Annotated in this window: 23 protein-coding genes; all 23 read left to right on the top strand. The window is 32.8% G+C overall.

The window, feature by feature from the left end:
• Window positions 1-10: 10 nt before the first annotated feature.
• A complete protein-coding gene (yfmF, locus tag ACWCL1_RS03345) occupies window positions 11-1,285 on the top strand; it encodes an EF-P 5-aminopentanol modification-associated protein YfmF (RefSeq protein WP_454545518.1) in 1,275 nt (424 codons plus the stop codon).
• Window positions 1,285-2,574, top strand: coding sequence for an EF-P 5-aminopentanol modification-associated protein YfmH (gene yfmH, locus ACWCL1_RS03340; protein WP_454545517.1), 1,290 nt, complete (start codon window positions 1,285-1,287; stop codon window positions 2,572-2,574). Before yfmF ends, yfmH begins: the two co-directional genes overlap by 1 nt.
• A gap of 1 nt (window position 2,575) precedes the next feature.
• Entirely contained in the window at window positions 2,576-3,301 is a 726-nt protein-coding gene (ymfI, locus tag ACWCL1_RS03335; protein WP_454545516.1) for an elongation factor P 5-aminopentanone reductase, read from the top strand.
• 78 nt (window positions 3,302-3,379) lie between these two features.
• Window positions 3,380-4,399 carry a RodZ domain-containing protein gene (locus tag ACWCL1_RS03330; RefSeq protein WP_454545515.1) on the top strand — a complete coding sequence of 340 codons (1,020 nt, stop codon included), beginning with the start codon at window positions 3,380-3,382 and terminating at the stop codon, window positions 4,397-4,399.
• Window positions 4,400-4,433: 34 nt separating this feature from the next.
• Window positions 4,434-5,027, top strand: coding sequence for a CDP-diacylglycerol--glycerol-3-phosphate 3-phosphatidyltransferase (gene pgsA / locus ACWCL1_RS03325; protein WP_454545514.1), 594 nt, complete (start codon window positions 4,434-4,436; stop codon window positions 5,025-5,027).
• Window positions 5,028-5,155: 128 nt separating this feature from the next.
• Window positions 5,156-5,632 carry a CinA family protein gene (locus ACWCL1_RS03320; protein WP_454545513.1) on the top strand — a complete coding sequence of 159 codons (477 nt, stop codon included), beginning with the start codon at window positions 5,156-5,158 and terminating at the stop codon, window positions 5,630-5,632.
• A gap of 69 nt (window positions 5,633-5,701) precedes the next feature.
• On the top strand, window positions 5,702-6,766 hold the full coding sequence (gene recA / locus ACWCL1_RS03315) for a recombinase RecA (protein WP_454545512.1): 1,065 nt from the start codon (window positions 5,702-5,704) through the stop codon (window positions 6,764-6,766).
• A gap of 217 nt (window positions 6,767-6,983) precedes the next feature.
• Complete coding sequence (gene rny / locus ACWCL1_RS03310) at window positions 6,984-8,549, top strand: ribonuclease Y (RefSeq protein ID WP_454545511.1); 1,566 nt, start codon at window positions 6,984-6,986, stop codon at window positions 8,547-8,549.
• Between the two features lie 195 nt (window positions 8,550-8,744).
• Entirely contained in the window at window positions 8,745-11,345 is a 2,601-nt protein-coding gene (gene mutS / locus ACWCL1_RS03305) for a DNA mismatch repair protein MutS (RefSeq protein WP_454545546.1), read from the top strand.
• Window positions 11,346-11,360: 15 nt separating this feature from the next.
• Window positions 11,361-13,322 carry a DNA mismatch repair endonuclease MutL gene (gene mutL / locus ACWCL1_RS03300; protein WP_454545510.1) on the top strand — a complete coding sequence of 654 codons (1,962 nt, stop codon included), beginning with the start codon at window positions 11,361-11,363 and terminating at the stop codon, window positions 13,320-13,322.
• A gap of 1 nt (window position 13,323) precedes the next feature.
• Window positions 13,324-13,929, top strand: a complete 606-nt coding sequence (gene ruvA / locus ACWCL1_RS03295) for a Holliday junction branch migration protein RuvA (protein WP_454545509.1) — start codon at window positions 13,324-13,326, stop codon at window positions 13,927-13,929.
• Window positions 13,930-13,964: 35 nt separating this feature from the next.
• Window positions 13,965-14,972, top strand: a complete 1,008-nt coding sequence (gene ruvB / locus ACWCL1_RS03290) for a Holliday junction branch migration DNA helicase RuvB (protein ID WP_454545508.1) — start codon at window positions 13,965-13,967, stop codon at window positions 14,970-14,972.
• A 15-nt stretch (window positions 14,973-14,987) separates the two neighbouring features.
• The gene (gene queA, locus ACWCL1_RS03285; protein ID WP_454545507.1) at window positions 14,988-16,034 is read left to right on the top strand and encodes a tRNA preQ1(34) S-adenosylmethionine ribosyltransferase-isomerase QueA; all 1,047 of its coding nucleotides are present in this window, start codon (window positions 14,988-14,990) and stop codon (window positions 16,032-16,034) included.
• 17 nt (window positions 16,035-16,051) lie between these two features.
• The gene (tgt, locus tag ACWCL1_RS03280; protein ID WP_454545506.1) at window positions 16,052-17,197 is read left to right on the top strand and encodes a tRNA guanosine(34) transglycosylase Tgt; all 1,146 of its coding nucleotides are present in this window, start codon (window positions 16,052-16,054) and stop codon (window positions 17,195-17,197) included.
• An 82-nt stretch (window positions 17,198-17,279) separates the two neighbouring features.
• Complete coding sequence (gene yajC, locus ACWCL1_RS03275; protein ID WP_454545505.1) at window positions 17,280-17,645, top strand: preprotein translocase subunit YajC; 366 nt, start codon at window positions 17,280-17,282, stop codon at window positions 17,643-17,645.
• A gap of 79 nt (window positions 17,646-17,724) precedes the next feature.
• Window positions 17,725-18,219 (top strand): thiol peroxidase, encoded by a 495-nt coding sequence (gene tpx, locus ACWCL1_RS03270; protein WP_454545504.1) that lies wholly within the window; start codon window positions 17,725-17,727, stop codon window positions 18,217-18,219.
• 469 nt (window positions 18,220-18,688) lie between these two features.
• On the top strand, window positions 18,689-19,138 hold the full coding sequence (fabZ, locus tag ACWCL1_RS03265) for a 3-hydroxyacyl-ACP dehydratase FabZ (protein ID WP_454545503.1): 450 nt from the start codon (window positions 18,689-18,691) through the stop codon (window positions 19,136-19,138).
• A gap of 75 nt (window positions 19,139-19,213) precedes the next feature.
• The gene (locus ACWCL1_RS03260; protein ID WP_454545502.1) at window positions 19,214-19,654 is read left to right on the top strand and encodes a MarR family winged helix-turn-helix transcriptional regulator; all 441 of its coding nucleotides are present in this window, start codon (window positions 19,214-19,216) and stop codon (window positions 19,652-19,654) included.
• Window positions 19,655-19,670: 16 nt separating this feature from the next.
• Window positions 19,671-20,645 carry a beta-ketoacyl-ACP synthase III gene (locus ACWCL1_RS03255; protein WP_454545501.1) on the top strand — a complete coding sequence of 325 codons (975 nt, stop codon included), beginning with the start codon at window positions 19,671-19,673 and terminating at the stop codon, window positions 20,643-20,645.
• A 20-nt stretch (window positions 20,646-20,665) separates the two neighbouring features.
• Window positions 20,666-20,911 carry an acyl carrier protein gene (locus ACWCL1_RS03250; protein WP_454545500.1) on the top strand — a complete coding sequence of 82 codons (246 nt, stop codon included), beginning with the start codon at window positions 20,666-20,668 and terminating at the stop codon, window positions 20,909-20,911.
• Between the two features lie 5 nt (window positions 20,912-20,916).
• Complete coding sequence (locus tag ACWCL1_RS03245) at window positions 20,917-21,870, top strand: ACP S-malonyltransferase (protein WP_454545499.1); 954 nt, start codon at window positions 20,917-20,919, stop codon at window positions 21,868-21,870.
• The gene (gene fabG, locus ACWCL1_RS03240; protein WP_454545498.1) at window positions 21,870-22,598 is read left to right on the top strand and encodes a 3-oxoacyl-[acyl-carrier-protein] reductase; all 729 of its coding nucleotides are present in this window, start codon (window positions 21,870-21,872) and stop codon (window positions 22,596-22,598) included. The genes ACWCL1_RS03245 and fabG overlap by 1 nt, the downstream gene beginning before the upstream one ends.
• A gap of 12 nt (window positions 22,599-22,610) precedes the next feature.
• Entirely contained in the window at window positions 22,611-23,843 is a 1,233-nt protein-coding gene (gene fabF / locus ACWCL1_RS03235) for a beta-ketoacyl-ACP synthase II (RefSeq protein WP_454545497.1), read from the top strand.

Genomic DNA, 23,843 nt, shown 5'->3' with positions numbered 1-23,843 from the left:
TGGGATATGTGTGAATTTTGAATTATTTCCAGGAGTTCGGGTTAATTTTATTAAAAATACCCAATTTAAATCTGTTCAATTAATGGTTTCTTTTATTAAAGAATTAAATGATAAAAAAGAACTTGCACAAAGAACATTATTGGCAAGTATGTTAGAAAGTACTTCACAAAAATATCGTAATCAACATGAAATTACGATTGAGTTGGCTAAATTGTATGGAGCAACCTTTGGAACTAATACCGAAGTTGAGGGGAATGTGAGTCTCCTCAACTTTGTTTATAGTTTTATAAATCCAAGATTTTTGCCTGGGAAATCAAACTTGTTGCATGATTCAATTTTATTTTTAAACGAAATGATTTTTCATCAAAATATTCAAAACAATATGTTTAGTCAGAAAATTTTCAATCGACAAAAAGAAAATTTAATGACATATATTAAAGGCATTAATGATAATAAACAATCAGAAGCAATTTTAAAAATCCAAGAACTTTATTTTAAAGATGAAATTCAAAAGTATGTACCATATGGATCACAAAAAGAATTTGAAGCAATTAACAATCAAGATTTAACTGCAAGTTATTTTGAAATGTTAACACAAGATTATGTTCAAATTACGGTAATGGGTGATTTAGAGTTAGATGATTTAAAGGCAGAATTAAAAAATTTTGAATTTAAGGCTCATTCTCAAATGCCATCAATTGCAAATCAAATTTCATATCACCAAGCAGTTTATCCTAATGTCAAAAAACAAACGATGATTCAAAACGTTCGCCAAAGTAAGTTGGATTTAATATATCAATTACCAATTGATTCTCAAGCAGGGCAACTATTTTTTGATGCAGTTGTTTTTAATGCAATGCTTGGAGGAAGTCCACAGTCAAAATTATTTAGAAATGTTAGAGAAAAAGAAAGTTTAGCATATTATGCTGATAGTAGTTATTCTGCTTTTCGAACTATTATTTTAATTCAAACGGGTATTCAAGCAGAAAATAAAGATAAGGTCGTTGACTTAATTCAACAACAAGTCAGTGATTTAAAAAAGGGAAATTTTACGGATGATGAATTAACTAAAATCAAGATGGAATTAATTAATGGAAGAAAACGAATGCTTGATAATCCATCTAGTATTATTGAACAACAGGTTTTAAGTAGTTTAGTGGAACAAGATTTAAGCTATGAATATCAATGCGAGGCAATTCAACAAGTTACGCGTGAAGCAGTTCAAAATGTAGCTTCTAAAATGAAATTGCAAGCAGAGTTCTTTTTGAAGGGAGAGGATATATAATGATAAAGAAGATCAATTATGATTTATTTAATGAAAATTTGTTTATTCTCAATCTTTCAAATGGCTTAAATGTGAATTTAGTTCCACGGGATAAATTTCATCAAACTTATGGTACTTTAACAGTACGGTATGGTTCCATTAATAATGAATTTATTTCTCAAGGACAACATGCAATGAAAAAATATCCTAATGGAATTGCTCATTTTTTAGAACATAAGTTATTTGAAAAAAAGGATTACGATGCTTTTGATCAGTTTGCACTATACGGAGCAGATTCGAATGCATTTACAAGTTTTACAAGAACTAGTTATATTTTTTCAACAGCAGATAATGTTGATAAGTGTACTCAAACTTTATTAGATTTTGTGCAAGATCCGTTCTTTAGTGAAAAAACGGTGAGTAAAGAAAAGGGGATTATTGCTCAAGAAATTAAAATGTATGAAGATGATCCAAGTTGGCAATTGCTTTTTGGATTAATTAGTAATTTATATCCTAAAACAGTGTTAACGACTGATATAGCAGGCAGTGTTGAATCAATTCAACAAATTACTCCTGAAATGCTATATGAATGTTACCACGAATTTTACCAGCCATTTAATATGAGTTTGATGTTAGTGGGAAATTTTGACTTGGAAAAAATTATCCAAGTAATAAAACATCAAGAAGCCAAAATAAGTACTCAAAAACATCCAATTCAACAAAACAACTTATTTGATAACTTATTACCAGTAATTCCATTTGGACAAAAACAAATGAGTGTGCAACGACCTATTTTAGGAATTGGAATTCGTAAAAAAACGCCAATTAAACAAAGTGGAAGGCTAATTTATCGCGCAGCATTAGAACTTACCATGGAATTATTATTTGGAGAATCAGCAAAAGATTACCAATATCTTTATGATGAAGGAATTATTGATGGTAGTTTTAATTATGAAATTCAAATTGAAGATGGATTTAATTTTGTAACTTTAAATGCAGAAACTAATCATGTTGAAAAAACTAAGGATGCATTGCTTAACATTTTAATAAATGCAGATACGAAGTTAATGCAACAAAAAGATGTTTTTGAATATATGAAACATGAATTTATTGGCAGATATATTAAAAGTATGAACTATAATGAAGGCATTGCTGATCGGTTTGATAAGTGGTTGTATGGTGAAAAAACGATCTTTGATGTTCCTCAATTGATTGCTAATTTAACAATTACTGATCTTGTTCAGTTAGCGAATGATTTATTTAAAAAAGAAGAAATTACAGAGTTTGTAATTAATCCAAAGGAGTCATAAAATGAAATGGGCATTAGTAATTGGAAGTTCTGGTGATATTGGGACCCAAATTGCATTGGATTTAGCTGCAGAAGGATGGTCATTGTACTTACATTTTGCACATAATGAAAAAAAGACCAATGAACTTTATCAAGAGTTGAATCAAAATTATCCTAAACAAGATTTTATTCCAATTAAGGCAGATTTATTAGATGAAAACTGTATTGATCAAATTGTAGATTCAATTTTTAGTGTAGATGCAGTTATTTTTGCTCAAGGAACAACTTATTATCAATTATTTAAAGACTTTCCTAAAGAACAAATTGAGCAAATTTTAAAAATTCAACTCCAAATGCCAGTATTACTACTGCAGCGTCTAGAAGAAAAACTAGCACAAAATGATTATGGAAGAATTGTTTTCATTAGTTCAATCTATGGAAAAACTGGAAGTGCAATGGAAGTGCCATATAGTATGGTAAAAGGAGCAATTAATACATTTGTAAAAGCATACAGTAAAGAGGTTGCTTCATTGAACATTACAGTAAATGCCGTTGCACCTGGAGCAGTTGATACTCAAATGAATGCTAATTTTGATGAAGAAACTTTAACAGCTATAAAAGAGGAAATTCCTGTAGGACATTTAGCCAATCCAGCAGAAATTAGTTATTGGGTTAAAGTTTTGCTAGATAAAAAAGCAAGTTATATGACTGGCCAAACTTTATATGTGACTGGCGGTTGGTTAGATTAATCGCATATGATATACTTACTTATATATAATATTAAATTGAATCAGATTAAATTATTTTAAGAAAGATGTGGATTTTTAATGAGCGGTGTTGGTCAAAAGTTAAAAGATGCAAGAATTGCAAAGGGATTAACGCTTGATGATTTACAACAAACAACCAAAATTCAAAAGCGTTACTTAATTGCAATTGAAGAAGGTAATTATTCAGCATTACCAGGGAATTTTTATGTTCGCGCATTTGCAAGACAATATGCTGAAACGGTTGGGTTAAATCCAGATGAAATTGTAGAAGAAGTTGATGAAGAATTAGGAACACAACCATCAAATAATAAATTAGAGGAACCTACAACTTCAAGGGTTCAAAAACGTGAACAACTCAATACAAAAGCTGAAGATACAAGCTGGACAGCGAAATTATCAAAATACTTACCTACAATTATTATTGTTGTAATTGTAGTGGCAATTTTAGGAACGGTATATGTGGTTGCATGGGGAAATCACGAAAAAGCTAAAAATCAACAAATTGAAGAGGCAAGTACAAAGATTTCAGTTTCTGAAGATGTAACAAGTAAAAGTAAGAAGGCAAAAGCATCTCCTAAATCAAAAACAAGTTCTAAGAAATCTGAAAAACAAAAGATTGTGAATGTTTCTTCAAGTGGTTCAACTTTTACATATAATGTTCAAAATGCACCGTCAACCAACAAGATTCAACTTTCAGCTAATGGAGGTTCATCATGGGATTCTGTTTATGTTGGAGGTACTCAAACATGGCAAGGAACCTTACAATCAGGTGGATCACGGACAATTACAGTTCCTGAAGGGACAAGTAGCGTTACTTTAAGTATTGGAAATTCAAATGTATCTGGAATTAAAATTAATGGGCAAAAGTTGAACTTCTTGGCTCAAAATTCATCCTTAACTGTACGTAAAATTGTGATTACATTTGGTGACAGTAGTTCAACAGATACAACAACTACAACTAATACTACAAATACGTATAGTACAACCAATAATATGTATAATACAACCAGCCAAGCAACAAATAACTATGGTACAACAGCAAGTACTACAACTAATAATCAAACAACCAATAATTACTAATGGTAAGATGAAAATTTTAATTGAGGTGTAAAAATTGAATTTACCTAATAAGTTAACCGTATTACGGATTTTATTAATCCCGTTATTTATGTTGGTTTTACTGCTACCTTTAAATTGGGGTTTTGTAATTGTTGCAGGAACTCCAATTGAAATAACAAGTTTAATTGGTGCTTTGATTTTTGCAATTGCATCGATTACAGATTTTATTGATGGGCAGATTGCACGGCGACAACATTTAGTATCTAATTTTGGCAAATTTGCAGATCCTTTAGCTGATAAAATGCTTGTAATGACAGCTTTTATTATTTTAGTTCAAATGGGCAAAGTACCAGCATGGGTAGCATCAATTATTGTTTGTCGTGAATTAGCAGTAACTGGATTAAGATTAATTGTCGTTGAAAATAACGGAGAAGTAATGGCTGCTAAGATGCCAGGGAAAATTAAAACGGCTTCTCAAATGTTTGCGATTATTTTCTTATTTTTAAATAATGTATTTTTTGCAAATATTCAAGTCCCAATCGGTGAGATTTTACTATATGTATGCTTATTCTTTACGGTATACTCTGGAATTGAATATTTTTATAAAGCACGCTTTATTTTTGCAGATTCATTCGGTAAAAAGAAGTAAAATGATTGTAAAATAAGTTCATTTATATGATGATTATATTGGAGAGGCTAGAAGAAGTATTCTAGCCTCTATTTTGTCTAAAAAAAATCAATTAAAAGCGTATCTATTAAATGAGGAGGATTTTTTTAATGAGTGCTGCAATTGAAAAGCCGCAAAAAGTTTTGAGTGTAGTTGCGGATGGAATGGATGAATTGATGCAACAACAAAATTCATTAGCAATTGCAATGGATTTTAGCATGTGCAGTGCTTTACAAATTTTAGATCATTATAGTAATTTTGCAGGTGCAATTATCGCACCAAGTGATGATGCTAAAAATGCATTGCTAGATATTCCTTATCAAATTCTAAATGCTAGTGGAACTAAAAGTCAGGTAAGTGTTTCATGGATGGCAAGGCAAATTCAAAAAAAATTACGAACTGACTATGGGATCGGAATTGTAAAAAATCAAGATGAAAATATTTTTTGGATAGCACTTGCTAATACTCATGGAGATGTAGAAACTATCCCTGTACCATTTAAAGCTGAAAATCAAAATACAGCAAATGCAATCATTAAAGCTTTTCAATTACTTAAGGCAAATTTAAACTCTAATCACAAACGTTAGTTCGCATTTGTGCTTGAAATTTGTTATAATTCTAACATGATAATTATTTCCATTAAGGAGGGAAAAGGATTGGCTGATGAAAGACAAGCAGCTTTAGATGCTGCATTAAAGAAAATTGAAAAGAACTTCGGTAAGGGCTCCATTATGAGAATGGGCGAAAAAGCAGATACTCAAGTTTCCACAATTCCATCTGGCTCACTTGCTTTAGATGAAGCATTAGGGGTAGGTGGTTATCCAAGGGGAAGAATTGTTGAAATTTATGGTCCTGAAAGTTCAGGTAAAACAACGGTAGCTTTACATGCAGTTGCAGAAGTTCAAAAAATGGGTGGAACAGCTGCTTATATTGATGCGGAAAATGCTTTAGATCCAGCTTATGCGACTGCTTTAGGTGTTAATATTGATGACTTGTTGCTTTCTCAACCAGATACTGGTGAAGAAGGTTTAGAAATTGCGGATGCTTTAGTGTCATCTGGTGCCATTGACATTGTAGTAGTTGACTCAGTTGCTGCTTTAGTTCCTCGTGCTGAAATTGAAGGTGAAATGGGAGATTCACACGTAGGTTTACAAGCTCGCTTAATGTCACAAGCATTACGAAAGCTTTCAGGAACAATTAATAAAACCAAGACAATTGCATTGTTTATTAATCAAATTCGTGAAAAAGTGGGCGTAATGTTTGGTAATCCAGAAACAACACCTGGTGGGCGTGCTTTGAAATTTTATTCAACCGTTCGCTTAGAAGTTCGGCGTGCTGAACAAATTAAAGATGGCTCAGATGTAATTGGAAATCGCGCTCGCATTAAAGTAGTTAAAAATAAAGTTGCTCCTCCATTTAAGCAAGCAGAAGTTGATATCATGTATGGTGAAGGGGTTTCTAAGACTGGCGAATTACTTGATATGGCAGTTGAAAAAGACATCATTAAGAAGAGTGGCTCATGGTTCTCATATGGTGAAGAACGAATTGGGCAAGGACGTGAAAATGCTAAACGGTATTTACAAGAACATCCTGAAATGATGAAAGAAGTTACCTTGAAAGTTCGTCAAGCTTATGGAATTGCAACTGAAGAAGAGCAAAAGCAATTAGACTTAAAACTAGACGACCAAGAAAAAGACAATAAAGATTCTAAGAAAAAATAATTATAGATGATGGGTTGTGCATTTTGCACAGCCTATTTATATTGCAAAAATTGCATGATTTTTTTGACATTGTGATTTAAGGAAGATTTTAAGAATTGGCTAGTAATTTATATTGACATTTTCTGTTATATACAACTAAAATAAATATATGTGTGTAATAAACAAATAAAATTAAATTGGGAGTAAAAAACTCTCACATCGATGTGGAGGTACAATCATGACAGAAATAGTTGTAATCCTCGCCATCGCTGTTTTGACTTTGATTACTGGTTTTGTTCTTGGAGATAAAAGGCGAGTAAAACTTTATCAAACAAGTTTAGATGAAGCAACTCAAACAGCTGAAGGAATTGTAAAGACTGCTAAAAAAGAAGCAGAAACACAAAAGAAAGCTGCTATTGTTGAGGCTAAAGAAGAAACTCACCGCTATCGTTCTGAGGTTGAAAAAGAATTAAGAGAACGAAGAACTGAAATTCAAAAACAAGAAAACCGTTTAATTCAACGTGAAGAAAATTTGGATCGCAAAGATTCAATGTTGGAAAAGCGGGAGCAATCAATTGATAAAAAAGAAAATCAGTTAAACTCTGATCAACAAAAAATTGAACGTCAACGTCAAAAAGTAACAGATCTTATTCAACAACAACATGATAAATTAGAAGAAGTTGCGGCACTTACAACTGAAGAAGCTAAGCAACAAATCATGAAAGAAACTAAGGCAAGTTTAAATTATGAACTTGGTCAAATGATCAAAGATAGTGAAGATGAAGCCAAAGCACGTGCTGAACAAAATGCTAAAGACTTAATTGCTCAAGCAATTCAACGGAGTGCAGCCGATACAGTTGCTGAATCAACAGTATCTGTAGTAACTTTGCCTAATAATGATATGAAAGGACGTATCATTGGTAAAGAAGGACGCAATGTGCGTACTTTTGAAACTTTAACGGGAATTGATTTAATTATTGATGATACTCCTGATACCGTACTTTTAAGTGGTTTTGATCCAGTTCGAAGAGAAATTGCTAAAATGGCACTTGAAAAGTTAATCCAAGATGGACGAATTCATCCTGCACGAATTGAAGAAATGGTTGATAAAGCAACTCGTGAAATGGATAATAAGATCCGCGAAATTGGTGAAGAAACAATTTTTGACTTAGGATTGAATGTAATGCATCCAGACTTGATCAAAACAGTAGGTCGATTAAATTATCGGACTAGTTATGGTCAAAATGTCTTAACGCATTCAATTGAAGTTGCAAAAATTGCAGGTGTTTTAGCGGCCGAATTAGGAGAAGATGTTACATTAGCGAAACGCGCGGGATTATTACACGATATAGGTAAAGCTGTTGATCATGAAATTGATGGTTCACACGTAGAAATCGGGGTTGAATTAGCGAAGAAGTACCATGAAAATGAAGTGGTGATAAACACAATTGCCTCTCATCATGGTGATGTTGAAGCTAAGTCAGTAATTGCTGTTTTAGTGGCAGCGGCTGACTCAATTTCTGCTGCGCGTCCAGGAGCAAGAAGTGAATCATTGGAAAATTATTTACACCGGCTTGAAAAATTAGAAGAAATTTCAAATGAATTTGAAGGTGTAAGTAAGAGTTATGCAATTCAAGCGGGACGTGAAGTACGTGTAATTGTAAAACCAGAACAAATTAATGATCTTGAAGCAACAGTTTTAGCTCGGGATATTAAAAATAAAATTGAAAATGAACTTGAATACCCAGGAAACATTAAAGTTACGGTTATTCGAGAAACACGAGCAACTGAATATGCAAGATAGAGATGTAACAAGACTTTTTAATCAATAGTTTTGAAGCATTGCAAAATAAATAAGAGGCTGTGACGAGAAGGTTACGGTCTCTTATTTGTATATTAAATAAAGCACAAAAATGACTAGAAAAATGTTAAAATAAAAGGATGAAAAATAAGATGAGGAAAGGATTGGACCGATTTGGCAAAAGCGAAATTAACTCCAATGATGGAACAATATATGGAAATTAAAAAGCAATATCCAGATGCTTTTTTGTTTTATCGTTTGGGCGACTTTTATGAGATGTTTTATGATGATGCAATTAAAGGATCACAAATTTTAGAATTAACGTTAACTCAACGTAATCGCAACTCTAAAGATTCAATTCCAATGTGTGGTGTTCCTCATCATGCGGTACAAAATTATATTGATATTTTAGTTGATCAAGGATATAAAGTGGCCATTTGTGAGCAAATGGAAGATCCGCAATCAGCTAAAGGAATGGTTAAACGTGAAGTAATCCAATTAGTTACTCCAGGAACATTAATGGATGAATCAGCAAATGAGGCGACTGAAAATAATTATTTAACTGCAATTCATGAAGATGCGGCTCATCATTTTGGTTTTGCATATGTTGATCTATCAACGGGAGAACTTAAAGTAACCACTTTAACTGGAATAGATAGTTTAATTAATGAAGTAACTAGTTTAAAGACAAAAGAAATTGTTGTTGATGATTCTGTTTCACAAAGTGTCATTGAGACAATGAATAAGTTAAAAATTTTGGTTTCAAATCAAAATGAAGTGGTGGAAAAGTCTGAATTTTCATATGCTACTCAAGATATTTCTGCTGACGTTGAAGCAAAAGTGATTAAACATTTATTAATGTATTTAAATGTAACTCAAAAGCGCGCATTAGCTCATTTACAACGAGCAGTTCACTATGAACCATCTGCATTTTTAAAATTAGATCGTTTCGCCAAACGTAATTTAGAATTACTTCAAAATTCACGAACAGGTAAAAAATCAGGAACATTGCTTTGGATTTTAGACTCAACTAAAACTGCAATGGGTGGTCGATTATTGAAACAATGGATTTCACGACCACTATTATCCAAAAAGGAAATTGAAAAGCGGCAAGTAGTGGTTCAAGACTTGATGGATCATTTCTTTGAAAGAAATAATTTACAAGACGAACTCACAAATGTTTATGATTTAGAGCGTTTAGCTGGTAAAGTAGCTTTTGGAAATGTTAATGGACGTGATTTGATTCAATTAAAGACATCACTAATGCATGTTCCACAAATTAGATATTTGTTAGCACAATTAAATGATCACAGCATTTATGATGAGTTATTAAAAGAATTAGATCCAGTTGAAGAAGTTGCGGATTTGATTGAGCAAGCAATTGTTGATGATCCCCCTGTTTCAGTTACTGATGGAAATTTAATTCGCGAAGGATATGATGACGAGTTAGATCAATACATGGATGCGATGAAAAATGGTAAAAATTGGTTAGCTGAACTTGAAGAACAGGAACGCCAAAAAACAGGCATTCATAACTTAAAAATTGGATATAACAAGGTTTTTGGTTATTATATTGAAGTTTCAAAAGGAAATGTAAGTAAGGTTCCTGAACGCTATCAACGAAAACAAACTTTAGTTAATGCAGAAAGATTCATTACACCTGAATTAAAAGAAAAAGAATCTTTAATTTTAGGATCCGAAACAAAAGCATATGATTTGCAATATAAATTATTTGTAGATATTCGTGAACAAATTAAAGATCAAATTAAACGATTACAAAAACTGGCACAGGCACTTGCAAAACTAGATGTACTTCAAAGTTTTGCAAGCGTAAGTGAAAATCATCAATTTGTAAAACCACAACTAAGTGAAAATAGTCATAATTTAAAAATCAAAGATGGCTGGCATCCCGTAGTTGAACAAGTCATTGGAAAGCAAAGTTATGTTCCGAATGATATTTTGATGGATGAACAGCAAACGATTCTTTTAATTACTGGTCCCAACATGTCAGGGAAAAGTACTTACATGCGTCAATTAGCCTTAACTGTAATTATGGCTCAAATCGGTTGCTTTGTTCCCGCTAGTGAAGCTCAAATGCCAATTTTTGATCAAATATTTACTAGAATTGGGGCAGCAGATGATCTAATTTCAGGTGAATCAACTTTCATGGTGGAAATGAAGGAAGCTAATCAAGCAATTGAAAAAGCTAGTGAAAATAGCTTAATTTTATTTGATGAAATTGGAAGAGGAACAGCTACTTATGATGGAATGGCATTAGCTCAAGCAATTATTGAATATATTCATGATAATGTTCATGCTAAAACACTGTTCTCAACTCATTATCATGAATTAACGGTTTTGGATCAGAAATTGCCACAATTAACGAACGTACATGTAGGTGCAGTTGAAAAAGATGGTGAGTTAATCTTTTTACACAAGATGCAAGCTGGACCAGCCGATAAATCTTATGGAATTCACGTTGCAAAATTAGCAGGGATGCCTGAAAAGTTACTTAAGCGTGCAGATATCATCTTAAGTGATTTAGAAGGAGATGCTAAGTCATCTACGATTTCAAAACAAAGCAAAAAACAGGCAGAATCTAAGTTAGAAGAAACAAAACCACAAAATACAACTATTGATGAACAGCTTTCACTTTTCCAACCAGAAAAAGCTGAAATTAATTTAACTGAACAAAAACTATTACAAGATATTAAAGAAACTAACTTGATGTCACTAACCCCTTTGGAAGTGATGAATAAAGTTTATCAATGGCAAGAAAAACTAATGCGCAAAAAATAATTGAAGGAGCCAATAATGGGGAAAATTCATGAATTGCCAGCAATTTTGGCTGATCAAATTGCGGCAGGTGAAGTAGTTGAAAGACCAGCATCCGTTGTAAAGGAATTGGCTGAAAATGCAATTGATGCTCAAAGTACCCAAATTGATATTTTAGTTGAAGATGCCGGATTAAAAAGAATTCAAATAATTGATAACGGTATTGGGATTGAAGATGATGATGTTGAAATTGCATTTCAACGACATGCTACAAGTAAAATTCAAAGTCGTGATGATTTATTTAGGGTATGGACATTAGGCTTTAGAGGTGAAGCTTTACCAAGTATTGCATCAATTGCAGAAGTCACTTTAGAAACAATGCCTCAAGGACAAAAAATTGGTTCAAAATTGCATATTAAAGGTGGCGAAATTTTAGCACATGATGCTTTTGGTGGAAAAACGGGGACACGAATTAGTGTGGAGCATTTATTTTATAATACTCCAGCACGTTTAAAATATTTAAGTTCGCCTCAAACGGAATTATCAGTGATTACAGATACTGTTAATCGGTTAGCTTTAGCGCATCCTGAAATTTCATTTTCATTAGTTAATAATGGTAAAACATTGCTAAAAACACTTGGAAATGGTAACTTACTACAAGTTGTCAGTGCAATTTATGGAGTGGCTAATGCTAAGCAAATGATTGCTTTTAGTGGTAGGGATGCTGATTTTGAAATTAATGGATTAACTTCCTTACCTAAATTAACGCGGGCATCTAAAAATTACATTAATATTTTGTTGAATGGACGTGCAATAAAAAATAATCAACTGGCAAAAGCAATCATTAAAGGATATGGATCAAAGTTGATGGTGGGACGTTATCCAATTTCAGTTTTAAATATTAAACTTGATCCATTATTAGTTGATGTTAACGTTCATCCTACTAAACAAGAAGTTCGGATTAGTAAAGAAGAACAATTAACGCAATTAATTAGTAAACAAATTTATGAACAAATTGCTCAAGAAAATTTAATTCCAAATGCAGTTGATAATTTAAAAACACATAAACGTCCTCAAAGTACTCAATTAGAAATTAGTTTTAATGAGTCAAATACTATGTATGAAAGTAAACAAATTGAACATAAAGAGGTTCTCAATGCTTTACTTGGAAATTCTTCGAAACCAAAAGAAGAAAAAATCAAATCTCAATTTACGCCACAGTATTTTGATAATCCACTGGTAATCAAAAATGCAAATGAATTAACTTCTTTAAAAGTTAAAAAGTGGGATACTAAATATGTAGTTGAAAAAACACCAAATGATTCTAAAACTAAGTTAGTTTCAGAAGTAAAGAAAGATTCAGTTAAAAGTACTTCAATATTTCCAAATTTAAAATATATTGGTCAATTACATGGAACTTACTTATTAGCTGAGGCTGATGAGGAATTTTATATTGTTGATCAACATGCTGCTCAAGAAAGAGTTAAGTATGAGTATTACCGGGAAGAAATTGGAAATATAACTGAAAATCAACAAAAAATGTTAATTCCACTTGTATTAACTTATTCAGCAAGTGAAGCATTTAAGATTGAAGAAAATAAAGATAAACTTTTACAACTAGGAATTCACTTAGAAGATTTTGGACAAAATACTTATATTGTTCATGAGCATCCTGCATGGATTCCTCAAGGAAATGAAGAACAAACCATTCGTGATTTAATTGATGCTTGTTTACAAAATCCGAAATTGACAATTTCAAAATTTAGAAAACAAACGGCGATTATGATTAGCTGTAAACAGTCAATTAAAGCTAATCATCATTTAGAAACTAAACAAGCAGTTGCTTTATTGAAACAATTAAAAGAATGTCAAAATCCTTTTAATTGTCCTCATGGGCGTCCAACAGTAGTAGAATTTACAAATACGGACTTAGAAAAAATGTTTAAACGTATTCAAGATTCGCATCGGTCTTTACGTGATGTGAAAAATTCAGGAGATTAAGATGTACGAATATTTAATTGGAGCAATCACAGCGGTTAATCCGCACTATATTGTTGTTGAAGTTAATGGAATTGGCTATCGCGTTCAAGTGGCAAATCCATTTAGATATCAAGAAAACCAAACGCAAAAGGTATATGTTTATCAAGCTGTTCGCGAAAATGATGTTACCTTATATGGCTTTTTTGATTTAGCTGAAAAACAATTATTTTTAAAATTAATTAGTGTTTCTGGAATCGGTCCTAAAAGTGCACTAGCAATTTTAGCCACTAATGATCAAGGTGGTTTTGTTGCTGCGATCAATGCTAATGATGAAGCTTATTTAACAAAATTCCCAAGTATTGGTAAAAAAACAGCTAAGCAAATCATTCTTGATCTAAAAGGGAAAATGGATGATATTCAAACACCAACGCCAATTATTGATCAACAAAATTTGGCATTGAATTTTGATGAAGAATCACCATTCCTTAAAGAAGCATTAGAAGCAATGTTAAGTTTGGGATATACTAAAACAGAAGTAAAAAAAGTTGCTAAAAAGCTTGAAAGTTTTAACGGTAAGTCAACGGATGAGTACTTGAGTGCAGCTTTGAAATTAGTATTAAAGAAATAAAAATAAGCTAAATTTTAGATGAAAGGAGTATTTAAATGGCAGATGACGAACGCATTTTATCAAGTGAAAGTTTAGATCAAGTAGAAGAATTTAATCAATTAAGTTTGCGTCCTCAATTTTTAAATCAATATATTGGACAACAAAAAATTAAAGATGAAATTACGATTTATATTCAAGCAGCTAAACAACGTGAAGAATCACTTGATCATGTGTTACTTTATGGTCCACCGGGATTAGGAAAAACGACCTTAGCGACAGTAATTGCAAATGAATTGCAAGTTAATATTAAAACAACAACTGGGCCTGCAATTGAAAAGCCCGGCGACTTAGTTGCAATTTTAAATGAACTGGAGCCAGGTGATGTGTTGTTTATTGATGAAATTCATCGTCTTCCTAAAAATGTGGAAGAAATTTTATATTCAGCAATGGAAGATTTTTATATTGATATTATTGTTGGACAAGATACTACTGCACATCCGGTTCATTTTCCTTTACCGCCATTTACATTAATTGGTGCAACAACCCGAGCGGGCATGTTGTCAGCACCTTTAAGGGCTCGTTTTGGAATTTTAGGACATATGAATTACTATACTGAAGAAGAACTTACAGCAATTGTAAAACGTTCTGCTGAAGTATTTAATTCTAAAATTGATGAGGAAGGTGCTCATGAAATTGCACGGCGTTCACGGGGCACTCCGCGGATTGCTAATCGGTTATTAAAACGTGTTCGTGATTTTTCACAAGTTTCTCAAAGAGATGAAATTGATAAAGAAATTGTTGACTATGCATTGCAATTATTACGAGTAGATGAAAAAGGGTTAGATGATAATGATCGTAAGCTCTTAAAAACAATGATTTTATTGTATAATGGTGGTCCAGTAGGGTTATCAACAATTGCTGCCAATGTAGGTGAAGAAACTGATACGATTGAAGATGTCATTGAGCCATATTTACTACAAATTGGTTTTTTAAAACGAACTCCGCGTGGAAGAATTGTTACAAATGCAGCATATCAACACTTAGGATTAACAAAAGAAAATTAGGAAAGGTGACTAAAGTTGAGTGAAGAACATTTAAAAACAGACGATTTTGATTATAATTTACCAGAAGAATTAATTGCGCAAACACCATTAAAAGAACGTGATGAAGCACGCATGTTAGTACTAAATGCTAAAACTGGCGAATATAAAGATGATTATTTTTATGATATCATCGATTATTTAAATCCAGGTGATGCCGTTGTTATGAATGATTCACGGGTAATGCCTGCACGAATTTACGGAATTAAACCAGATACTGGCGGTCACTTAGAAGTTTTATTATTAAACAATGTTGAAGGTGATAAGTGGGAAACGCTTGTTAAACCAGCAAGACGCGCTAAAGTGGGAACTAAAATTTCATTTGGAAATGGAGAATTAACAGCAACGGTCACAGAAGAACTAGAACATGGTGGACGGATGATTGAGTTTCATTATGATGGAATTTTTATGGAAATTCTTGATAAATTAGGAGAAATGCCACTTCCACCATATATTAAAGAAAAGTTAGACGATCCAGAATTATATCAAACAGTTTACTCAAAAGAAGTTGGTTCAGCAGCAGCTCCAACTGCTGGATTCCACTGGACAAAAGAGCTTTTGCAGAAAGTTGAAGAGAAGGGCGTGAAGCTAGTTTATTTAACTTTACATGTTGGACTAGGGACATTTAGACCAGTAAGTGAAGAAAATATTGAAGATCATAAGATGCACAGTGAGTTTTATCGTCTTTCAGAAGAAGCAGCGCAAACACTAAACGAAGTTAAGCGTAATGGAGGACGCATTGTGGCAACTGGAACAACTTCAATTCGAACATTGGAAACAATTGGTACAAAATTTAACGGTGAGATTAAAGCTGATAGTGGTTGGACTAATATATTTATTAAACCAGGTTATGAATGGAAAGTAGTTGATGCATTTATTACTAATTTCCATTTGCCTAAGTCAACTTTAGTAATGTTAGTAGCTGCATTTACAGGACGGCAAAATATTTTAAATGCATATAATCATGCTGTTCAAGAAAGATATCGTTTCTTTAGTTTTGGAGATGCAATGTTTATTCATAAATAAGGATGAGGAGGAATTTAATGACTGAACCAGCGATTAAATACCGCTTGATTAAAAAAGAAAAGCATACAGGAGCACGGTTAGGGGAAATTATTACTCCACATGGAACCTTTCCAACTCCAATTTTTATGCCCGTTGGAACCCAAGCGACAGTAAAAGCAATGACTCCGGAAGAGTTAAAAGATTTAGGAGCCGACATTATCCTTTCAAATACGTATCATTTATGGTTACGTCCAGGTGAACAGTTAGTTGAAGAAGCGGGTGGATTACATCAATTTATGAATTGGGATAAAGGAATTTTAACTGATTCAGGTGGATTTCAAGTTTTTTCTTTAGCTGATTTACGTAATATTACTGAAGAAGGAGTTCATTTTAAAAATCATTTAAATGGACAAAAAATGTTTCTTTCACCCGAAAAAGCAATTGCAGTTGAAAATGCTTTAGGGGCAGATATTATGATGAGCTTTGATGAATGTCCTCCCTTTTTTGAAAGTTATGATTATATTAGAAAATCAGTTGAACGGACCAGTCGTTGGGCTGAACGGGGATTAAAGGCACATAAAAATCCAGATAGACAAGCCTTATTTGGCATTGTTCAAGGCGGAGGTCATAAAGACTTACGTGAAATGAGTGCACGTGATTTAGTTTCTATGGACTTTCCAGGATATTCAATTGGTGGTTTATCTGTAGGTGAATCTAAGACTGAAATGAACCGTGTGCTTGATTTTACAACACCATTGCTTCCTGAAAATAAACCACGCTATTTAATGGGAGTCGGTTCACCTGATGCGTTAATTGATGGTGTAATTCGTGGAGTAGACATGTTTGATTGTGTTTTACCTACTCGAATTGCACGAAATGGTACATGTATGACTTCACATGGACGATTGGTAGTAAAAAATGCCAAGTATATGCACGATTTTTCACCAATTGATGATAATTGTAATTGTTATGCATGTCAAACCTATACCCGTGCTTATATTCGGCATTTATTTAAAGCTGGAGAAACTTTAGCAATTCGCTTAACAAGTTACCATAACTTATATTTCCTCACACATTTGATGCAACAAGTGCGACAAGCAATTTTAGATGATAATTTATTAGAATTTAAAGAAGCTTTCTTCGAACAATATGGATTAAATGTAAGTAATCCTAAGAATTTTTAATAAATTACTTTGAGGACTAGTATCTTAGTGGATTTCTTGGTATAGTTGATATTGTATTGTTTAATATGAGGGAGTGAATTATATGAACGGCGGAGGAATCTATTCAATTGTCATGTTGGTATTATTATTTGCCATCATGTATTTCTTAATGATTAGACCCCAAAAGAAACAACAACAACAATGGCAAAACATGATCAACAATTTGAAAAAAGGCGATCATGTTGTAACTCGTGGTGGCTTACACGGTGTAATTGACAGCATTGATAAAGCTAACAAGACAGTTACTCTTGATTGTGATGGAATTTTCTTATTATTCAGTTTAAACGCAATTGGCAATGTTCAATCAGCTCCGGTTGCAAATCAAAGTGACGAAAAACCTGCTGAAAAGCCAGCCGAAAGCAAAGAAGAATCAGCAGAAAAAACATCAGACAATGAAGATGAAAAATAATTGTTGATTAAGGAAGTTGCATTAAAATTGCAACTTCTTTTTTTGTTTAGTATCTTTGGAATACAAGGAGATGGTTAAAATGATCTTTACGAAAAAAGGTACCACTTTAAAAACTAATAAAGAACCGCTCAATGTCAATGATAAATTACCAACATTTAATTTGACGAATGAAAATGACATTCAAGTAACAAGTGCACAAATTCACCAAAAGATGACGCTGATTAATGTTGTTCCTAATATTAATACACCAATATGTAGTTTATCAACACGTAAATTTAATAAGGATGTCAATGAATTTTCAAATGTTGATTTTTATACGGTTTCTACTAATACTCCTGCAGAACAGCAAAAGTGGTGTGCATTAGCAGGTGTAACGAAAATGGTAATGCTTTCAGATCAAAATTTTGAATTTGGAAAGACAATGGGGCTTTTTATTGAAACCAACCAAATAGATGCACGCAGTGTATGGTGTGTTGATCAAATCGGAAAAATTGTTTATCGAGAACTAATTAAAGAACTTAGTCAAGAGCCTAACTATTCACAAGTTTTAAAATTTCTGCGGAAATATAAATAATGGTTATATAAAAAATTTTAATTCACATCAAAAAATACTGTTCACATAAAAACATATCATTTTGATACGTTTTTTTTAGTAGAAAATGAAAATATATATTGCATATTTAAATCGGCAAATAATTTAATTTGCTAATTAATTTCCATAAGCGATTTTAGTTAAAAATACTTTGATAACAAAAATAAATTGTAAAAATTTTTTTGCCAACTAAATAAGGTAAATCTTATTTAAGGATAATAAATTTAAGAGAGGATTTTGACCAGTGTTAATTTAATAGAAGGTAATTTAAGGCGAAACTAATAGATATTTTGAAGTATCAAAGTATTCAAGGCAATTTTAATGATAATATTAATATTTTTAAATAAACAAAATAATTGATTAAGAAATACGCTTGACATTGAAGGCTAATCAAGGTAGGCTTTGTACATCGAATATTTTGATGTTCGAAATAAATCGAAGGGGTGATTTTATGAAAATAATGGATGCCCAAGAAATAATGGAGATCATTCCGAATCGTTATCCAATTTGCTATGTGGATTATGTTGATGAACTTGAAGATGGCAAAAGAATTTTGGCAACCAAAAATGTAACCATCAATGAGTCATATTTTCGGGGGCATTTTCCTGGAAATCCAGTAATGCCAGGTGTTTTGATTATCGAGACACTTGCGCAAGTGGCATCTATTTTGATCTTAAAATCAAAAGAGTTTCAAAATAAAACTGCTTATCTTGGAGCAATTCATAAGGCTAAGTTTAAGCGCATGGTCCGTCCTGGAGATGTTTTAAAATTAGAAACAACTATAACCAAAACGCGTGAAAATATGGGGATGGTTGATGCTAAAGCGTATGTGGACGGAAAAGTTGTATGTTCAGCGGAATTAATGTTTATTGTTTCATTAAAAGATGAACAGGTTAAGTAGTAAAAAGCCTTATTTTTTGATATTATTTTGATAGACAAAATATTTGGACAGCAAAAAGATAGGGCGGTAACAAAAATGAATGAGCGTGAACAATATATTGATGATGCATTGAAGCGAATTTATGCAGATATTATGTGGATTGAAGAAAAAGAGCTAAAAAAGAGTAGCTTTAAAGATTTAAGTATCAAAGAAGTCCATGCAATTAAAGCAATTACAATGTATAGTCATCAAACTGCTTCAGAAGTCGCTAAAAAGTTGCATTTAACTCCGGGAACCTTAACAACGACCGTTGATCGTTTAGTTCGTAAAAATTATGTACGTCGAATTCCGGCAAGTGATGATCGTCGAGTTATTCGTTTAGGATTGACTCCTAAAGGTCGACTTGTATATCGAGCACATGAAGCATTTCATCGAAAAATGGTTAAAAGTTTTTTGATGGATTTAGATCAAGGAGAAGTTGATACAATCTATAAGGCGGTTCGCAACTTGGAGGCATTTTTAAAAGCTCACTCATAACAGTGAGGTAATTAAGTTGAAAAATGTACAAATTAGACAATTTGCAAGCTATGTTCCAAGTTTTCGAGTTACCAATGATGATTTAAGTGAAATCATGGATACATCCGATGAATGGATTAGTTCTCGAACTGGAATCAAAGAAAGACGGATTAGTTTAACAGAAAATACTTCAGATTTATGCACAAAGGTAGCTGAAAAATTGATTACTCAAACTCATATTAATGCAAATGAAATTGGCTTGATAATTGTGGCAACAATGTCTCCAGATACATGTACACCATCTACTGGTGCAATTGTTCAAGGAAACATTAATGCTCAAAATGCAGTTGCATTTGATATTTCAGCAGCTTGTTCTGGATTTATTTATGGGCTAGATATAGCTCAAAAATTAATGCGTTTTTCAAATAGCAAATATGCAATGGTAATCGGTGGTGAAGTTCTTTCAAAAGAAGTTGATTGGACAGATCGCACATGTGCAGTTTTGTTTGGAGATGGTGCAGCAGGTGCACTATTAGAAAATAATTCAGAAACTGAAGCATTTTATGGGACCGATTTAAAAACATTTGGAGAATTAGGAAATAAACTTGTGGCAGGTGAAACTAAACCACTTGAAAGTTTTCCACCAACAGATTTTACCAAATTTCATCCGTTTGAAATGGATGGAAGAGCGGTATATAAATTTGCAACAAGTGAAGTTCCAGTATCAATTATTCGATTATGTCAAAATAATCATGTTGATTTGAATGAAGTTGATTATTTTATTTTGCATCAAGCAAATATCAAAATCATTAAATCAATTGCTAAAAAAATAGGTCAGCCAATTGAAAAATTCCCAACTAACATGGAATTTTATGGCAATACCTCGGCAGCAAGTATTCCGCTTTTATTAGCGGATCTATCAGAGAGAAAGAAATTACATCAAGGTCAAACAATCATCATTTCAGGCTTTGGTGGTGGCTTAACAATTGGAAGCCAAATCATTAAATTATAATTTTAGAGGAGATTTTTAACATGACAGAAGAACAAATTTTTGAAAAAGTACAAGAAATCGCAGCAGAACAATTAGATTTAGACAAAGAAGAAATTAAGATGACATCAAATGTTAAAGACGATTTAGATGCTGATAGTTTAGATTTCTTTGAAATTATGAATGAACTAGAAGATGCATTTGATATTGAATTAGAATCAGACGAAGATGTTGAAACAATTGCCGATGTAGTTGCATATGTACAAAAACAAATTGACAACAAGGATTAATTAAAATGGAATGCTGGGGAATTTTATTTAGTGGTCAAGGAGCACAAAAAACAGCAATGGGATTAGATTGCTATGAAAATGATACTCGGTTTCAAAGAGTAATTGACGCTGCAAGTGAGGTATTGAGTTTAGATTTATTATCGATTTTAAAAAACGAACATAATGAACTTTCAAAAACTGAATTTGTGCAGCCAAGCTTAGTAGCAGTGAGTTTAGGTTTTTATGCAATGCTTCAAGCTGATTGTAAAGATTTAAATTTACAAGCGATGGTGGGACTTTCATTAGGTGAATATACTGCATTGATTGCTAGTCAAAAATTATCTTTTGAAGAAGGAATGCGCCTTCTAAAAGTTAGAGCACAGGCAATGCAAGCAGATAGCCTTAAAAATAAAAGTACCATGGTTGCTTTAGTTAAACCTATTGATATTGCTGAAATTGAAAAATTATGTCACCAAATTAGTGCTAATGACCAAAATTTAGTTCAAATTGCTAACTATAATTCACCTCAGCAAATTGTAGCTGGAGGAACTATTTCAGGAATTGAAAAGTTAGTTATAGCAGTTGAACAAAAAAAGTTAGCCAATAAAATTGTGGCATTAAAAGTGAATGGCGCTTTTCATACCCCGCTTTATCAAGATACAAGTAATATTTTAGAGAAGCACTTAAATAAAATTCACTTTAAAGATAGTTCAATTCCAGTATTAAGTAATACTACTGGAAAACCATTTAAAACAGATCAACTTGCTGACACATTAGCTCGACAAGTGATTAGTCCAACTCATTTTCAAATATGTATGCAAACAATGATTAAAGATTATGATGTTAATGCAGTTGTTGAAATTGGGGCAGGCAAAACTTTATCTACTTTTACACGTCAAATTGATTCGTCCTTAGAACGTGAACGAATTACAAACTATCGGACATATGCCAAATTTATTGAAAAGGCAGGAGAAAAATAATGGATTTAAAAGATAAAACTGTGTTGGTAACAGGTTCATCAAGGGGAATTGGAGCAGCGATTGCACGTAAGTTTGCTCAAAATGGTGCTAATATTGTACTAAATGCACGCCATGAACCAACGGAAATGATTGAAGAAATTAAAGCGTATGGAGTTGAATGTACTTTTATAAAAGCTGATATTTCAGATTCAAAAGACGTTAAGGCAATGATTAAGGCACTAGATGAAAATGATCTTCAAATCGATGTTTTGGTTAATAATGCAGGAATAAATCGTGATAAATTAGTTATTGGCATGAAAGAAAAGGATTTTGATGAGGTCATTAATACTAATTTAACGGGGACATTTCGCGTAAGTCAGCCAATTTTTCGCAAAATGCTTAAACGGCATTTTGGTGTCATTATCAATATGGCAAGTATTGTTGGTGAACATGGAAATATTGGACAAGCTAATTATGCAGCAAGTAAGGCAGGAATAATTGGTTTAACTAAAAGTTTGGCTCAAGAAGGTAGTTTACGCAATGTGCGGTGTAATGCAATTGCTCCTGGAATGATTGAAAGTAACATGACCAAAGCAATTGGAGAAAAACGCCAAAAAGAAATTAAAGAACAAATTCCGCTTAAGCGACTAGGAACACCTGAGGAAGTTGCCGAATGTGCCGTTTTCTTTGCACAAAATGATTACATTACAGGACAAGTAATTAATGTAGATGGCGGAATGGCAATGTAAGGAGGCTTTACAATGACTAGAGTTGTAATTACCGGTTTAGGTGCAATTACTCCAATTGGAAATGATGTTTCTACATTTGTGAAAAATGCAAATGCAGGTAAAAATGGAATAGCACCGATTACAAAATTTGATGCGACTAATACAGGAATTACGGTTGCAGGCGAAGTTAAAGATTTTGATCCTGAAAGATTTGTTGGTAAAAAACAAGCTAAACGGATGGATCTTTTTTCACAATATGCAGTAGATACAGCTACTCAAGCAATGAAGCAGGCTGAAATTACTACTGAAAATACTGCAAGTGAAGATTTAGGAGTGATTTTTGGTTCTGGAATTGGTGGCTTGACGACTATTCAAGAGCAAATTATTAAAATGCATGATAAAGGAGCTCAACGAGTATCTCCTTTATTTGTACCAACTGCAATTGCTAATATGGCGGCTGGTAATATTGCAATTAAATTTAAAGCACAAAATATTTGCACTGCAATTGTCACAGCATGTGCTACTGGAACAAATTCAATTGGTGAAGCATATCAAAAGATTAAAGATGGTAAGGCTCAAGTAATGATTTGTGGTGGCTCTGAAGCTTCTGTTAATGAAATTGGAATTGCTGGATTTGCCGCTTTAAATGCTTTGTCCAAAGAAACAGATCCAAACAAAGCATCAATACCATTTGACGAAAATCGTTCAGGATTTGTTTTAGGAGAAGGTGCTGGTGCACTTGTAATTGAAAGTTTGGAACATGCTCAAAAACGAAATGCAAAAATTTTAGGTGAAATTGTAGGGTATGGAAGTAATTGTGATGCATATCATATTACTTCACCAGATCCAACTGGTAAGCAACAAGCACGTGCAATGCAACTTGCTTTAAACGAAGCTCAAATTTCACCTGCAGATGTAAGTTATATTAATGCACACGGAACTTCAACTTACGCTAATGATGTTGGCGAATCGCTTGCTATTGAACAGTTATTTGGAGAAAATAATAAAGTAAAAGTCAGCAGTTCTAAATCAATGACAGGACATTTATTAGGGGCTGCAGGTGCGATTGAAGCGGTATTGACTGTTGCAGCTTTGGAACAACAAATCTTACCTCCAAATATCGGTTTGACTAATCAAGATAAAAAATGTAACTTAAATGTTATTACTAAAGCAACTCATGATGATAGTGCAGAATATGCATTAAGTAACTCATTTGGGTTTGGCGGACATAATGCAGTATTAGCATTTAGAAGATGGAGTGAATAA

The organism is Ligilactobacillus sp. LYQ135 (genome assembly GCF_053711055.1).
This window is presented reverse-complemented; position numbering and strand designations above follow the sequence as displayed.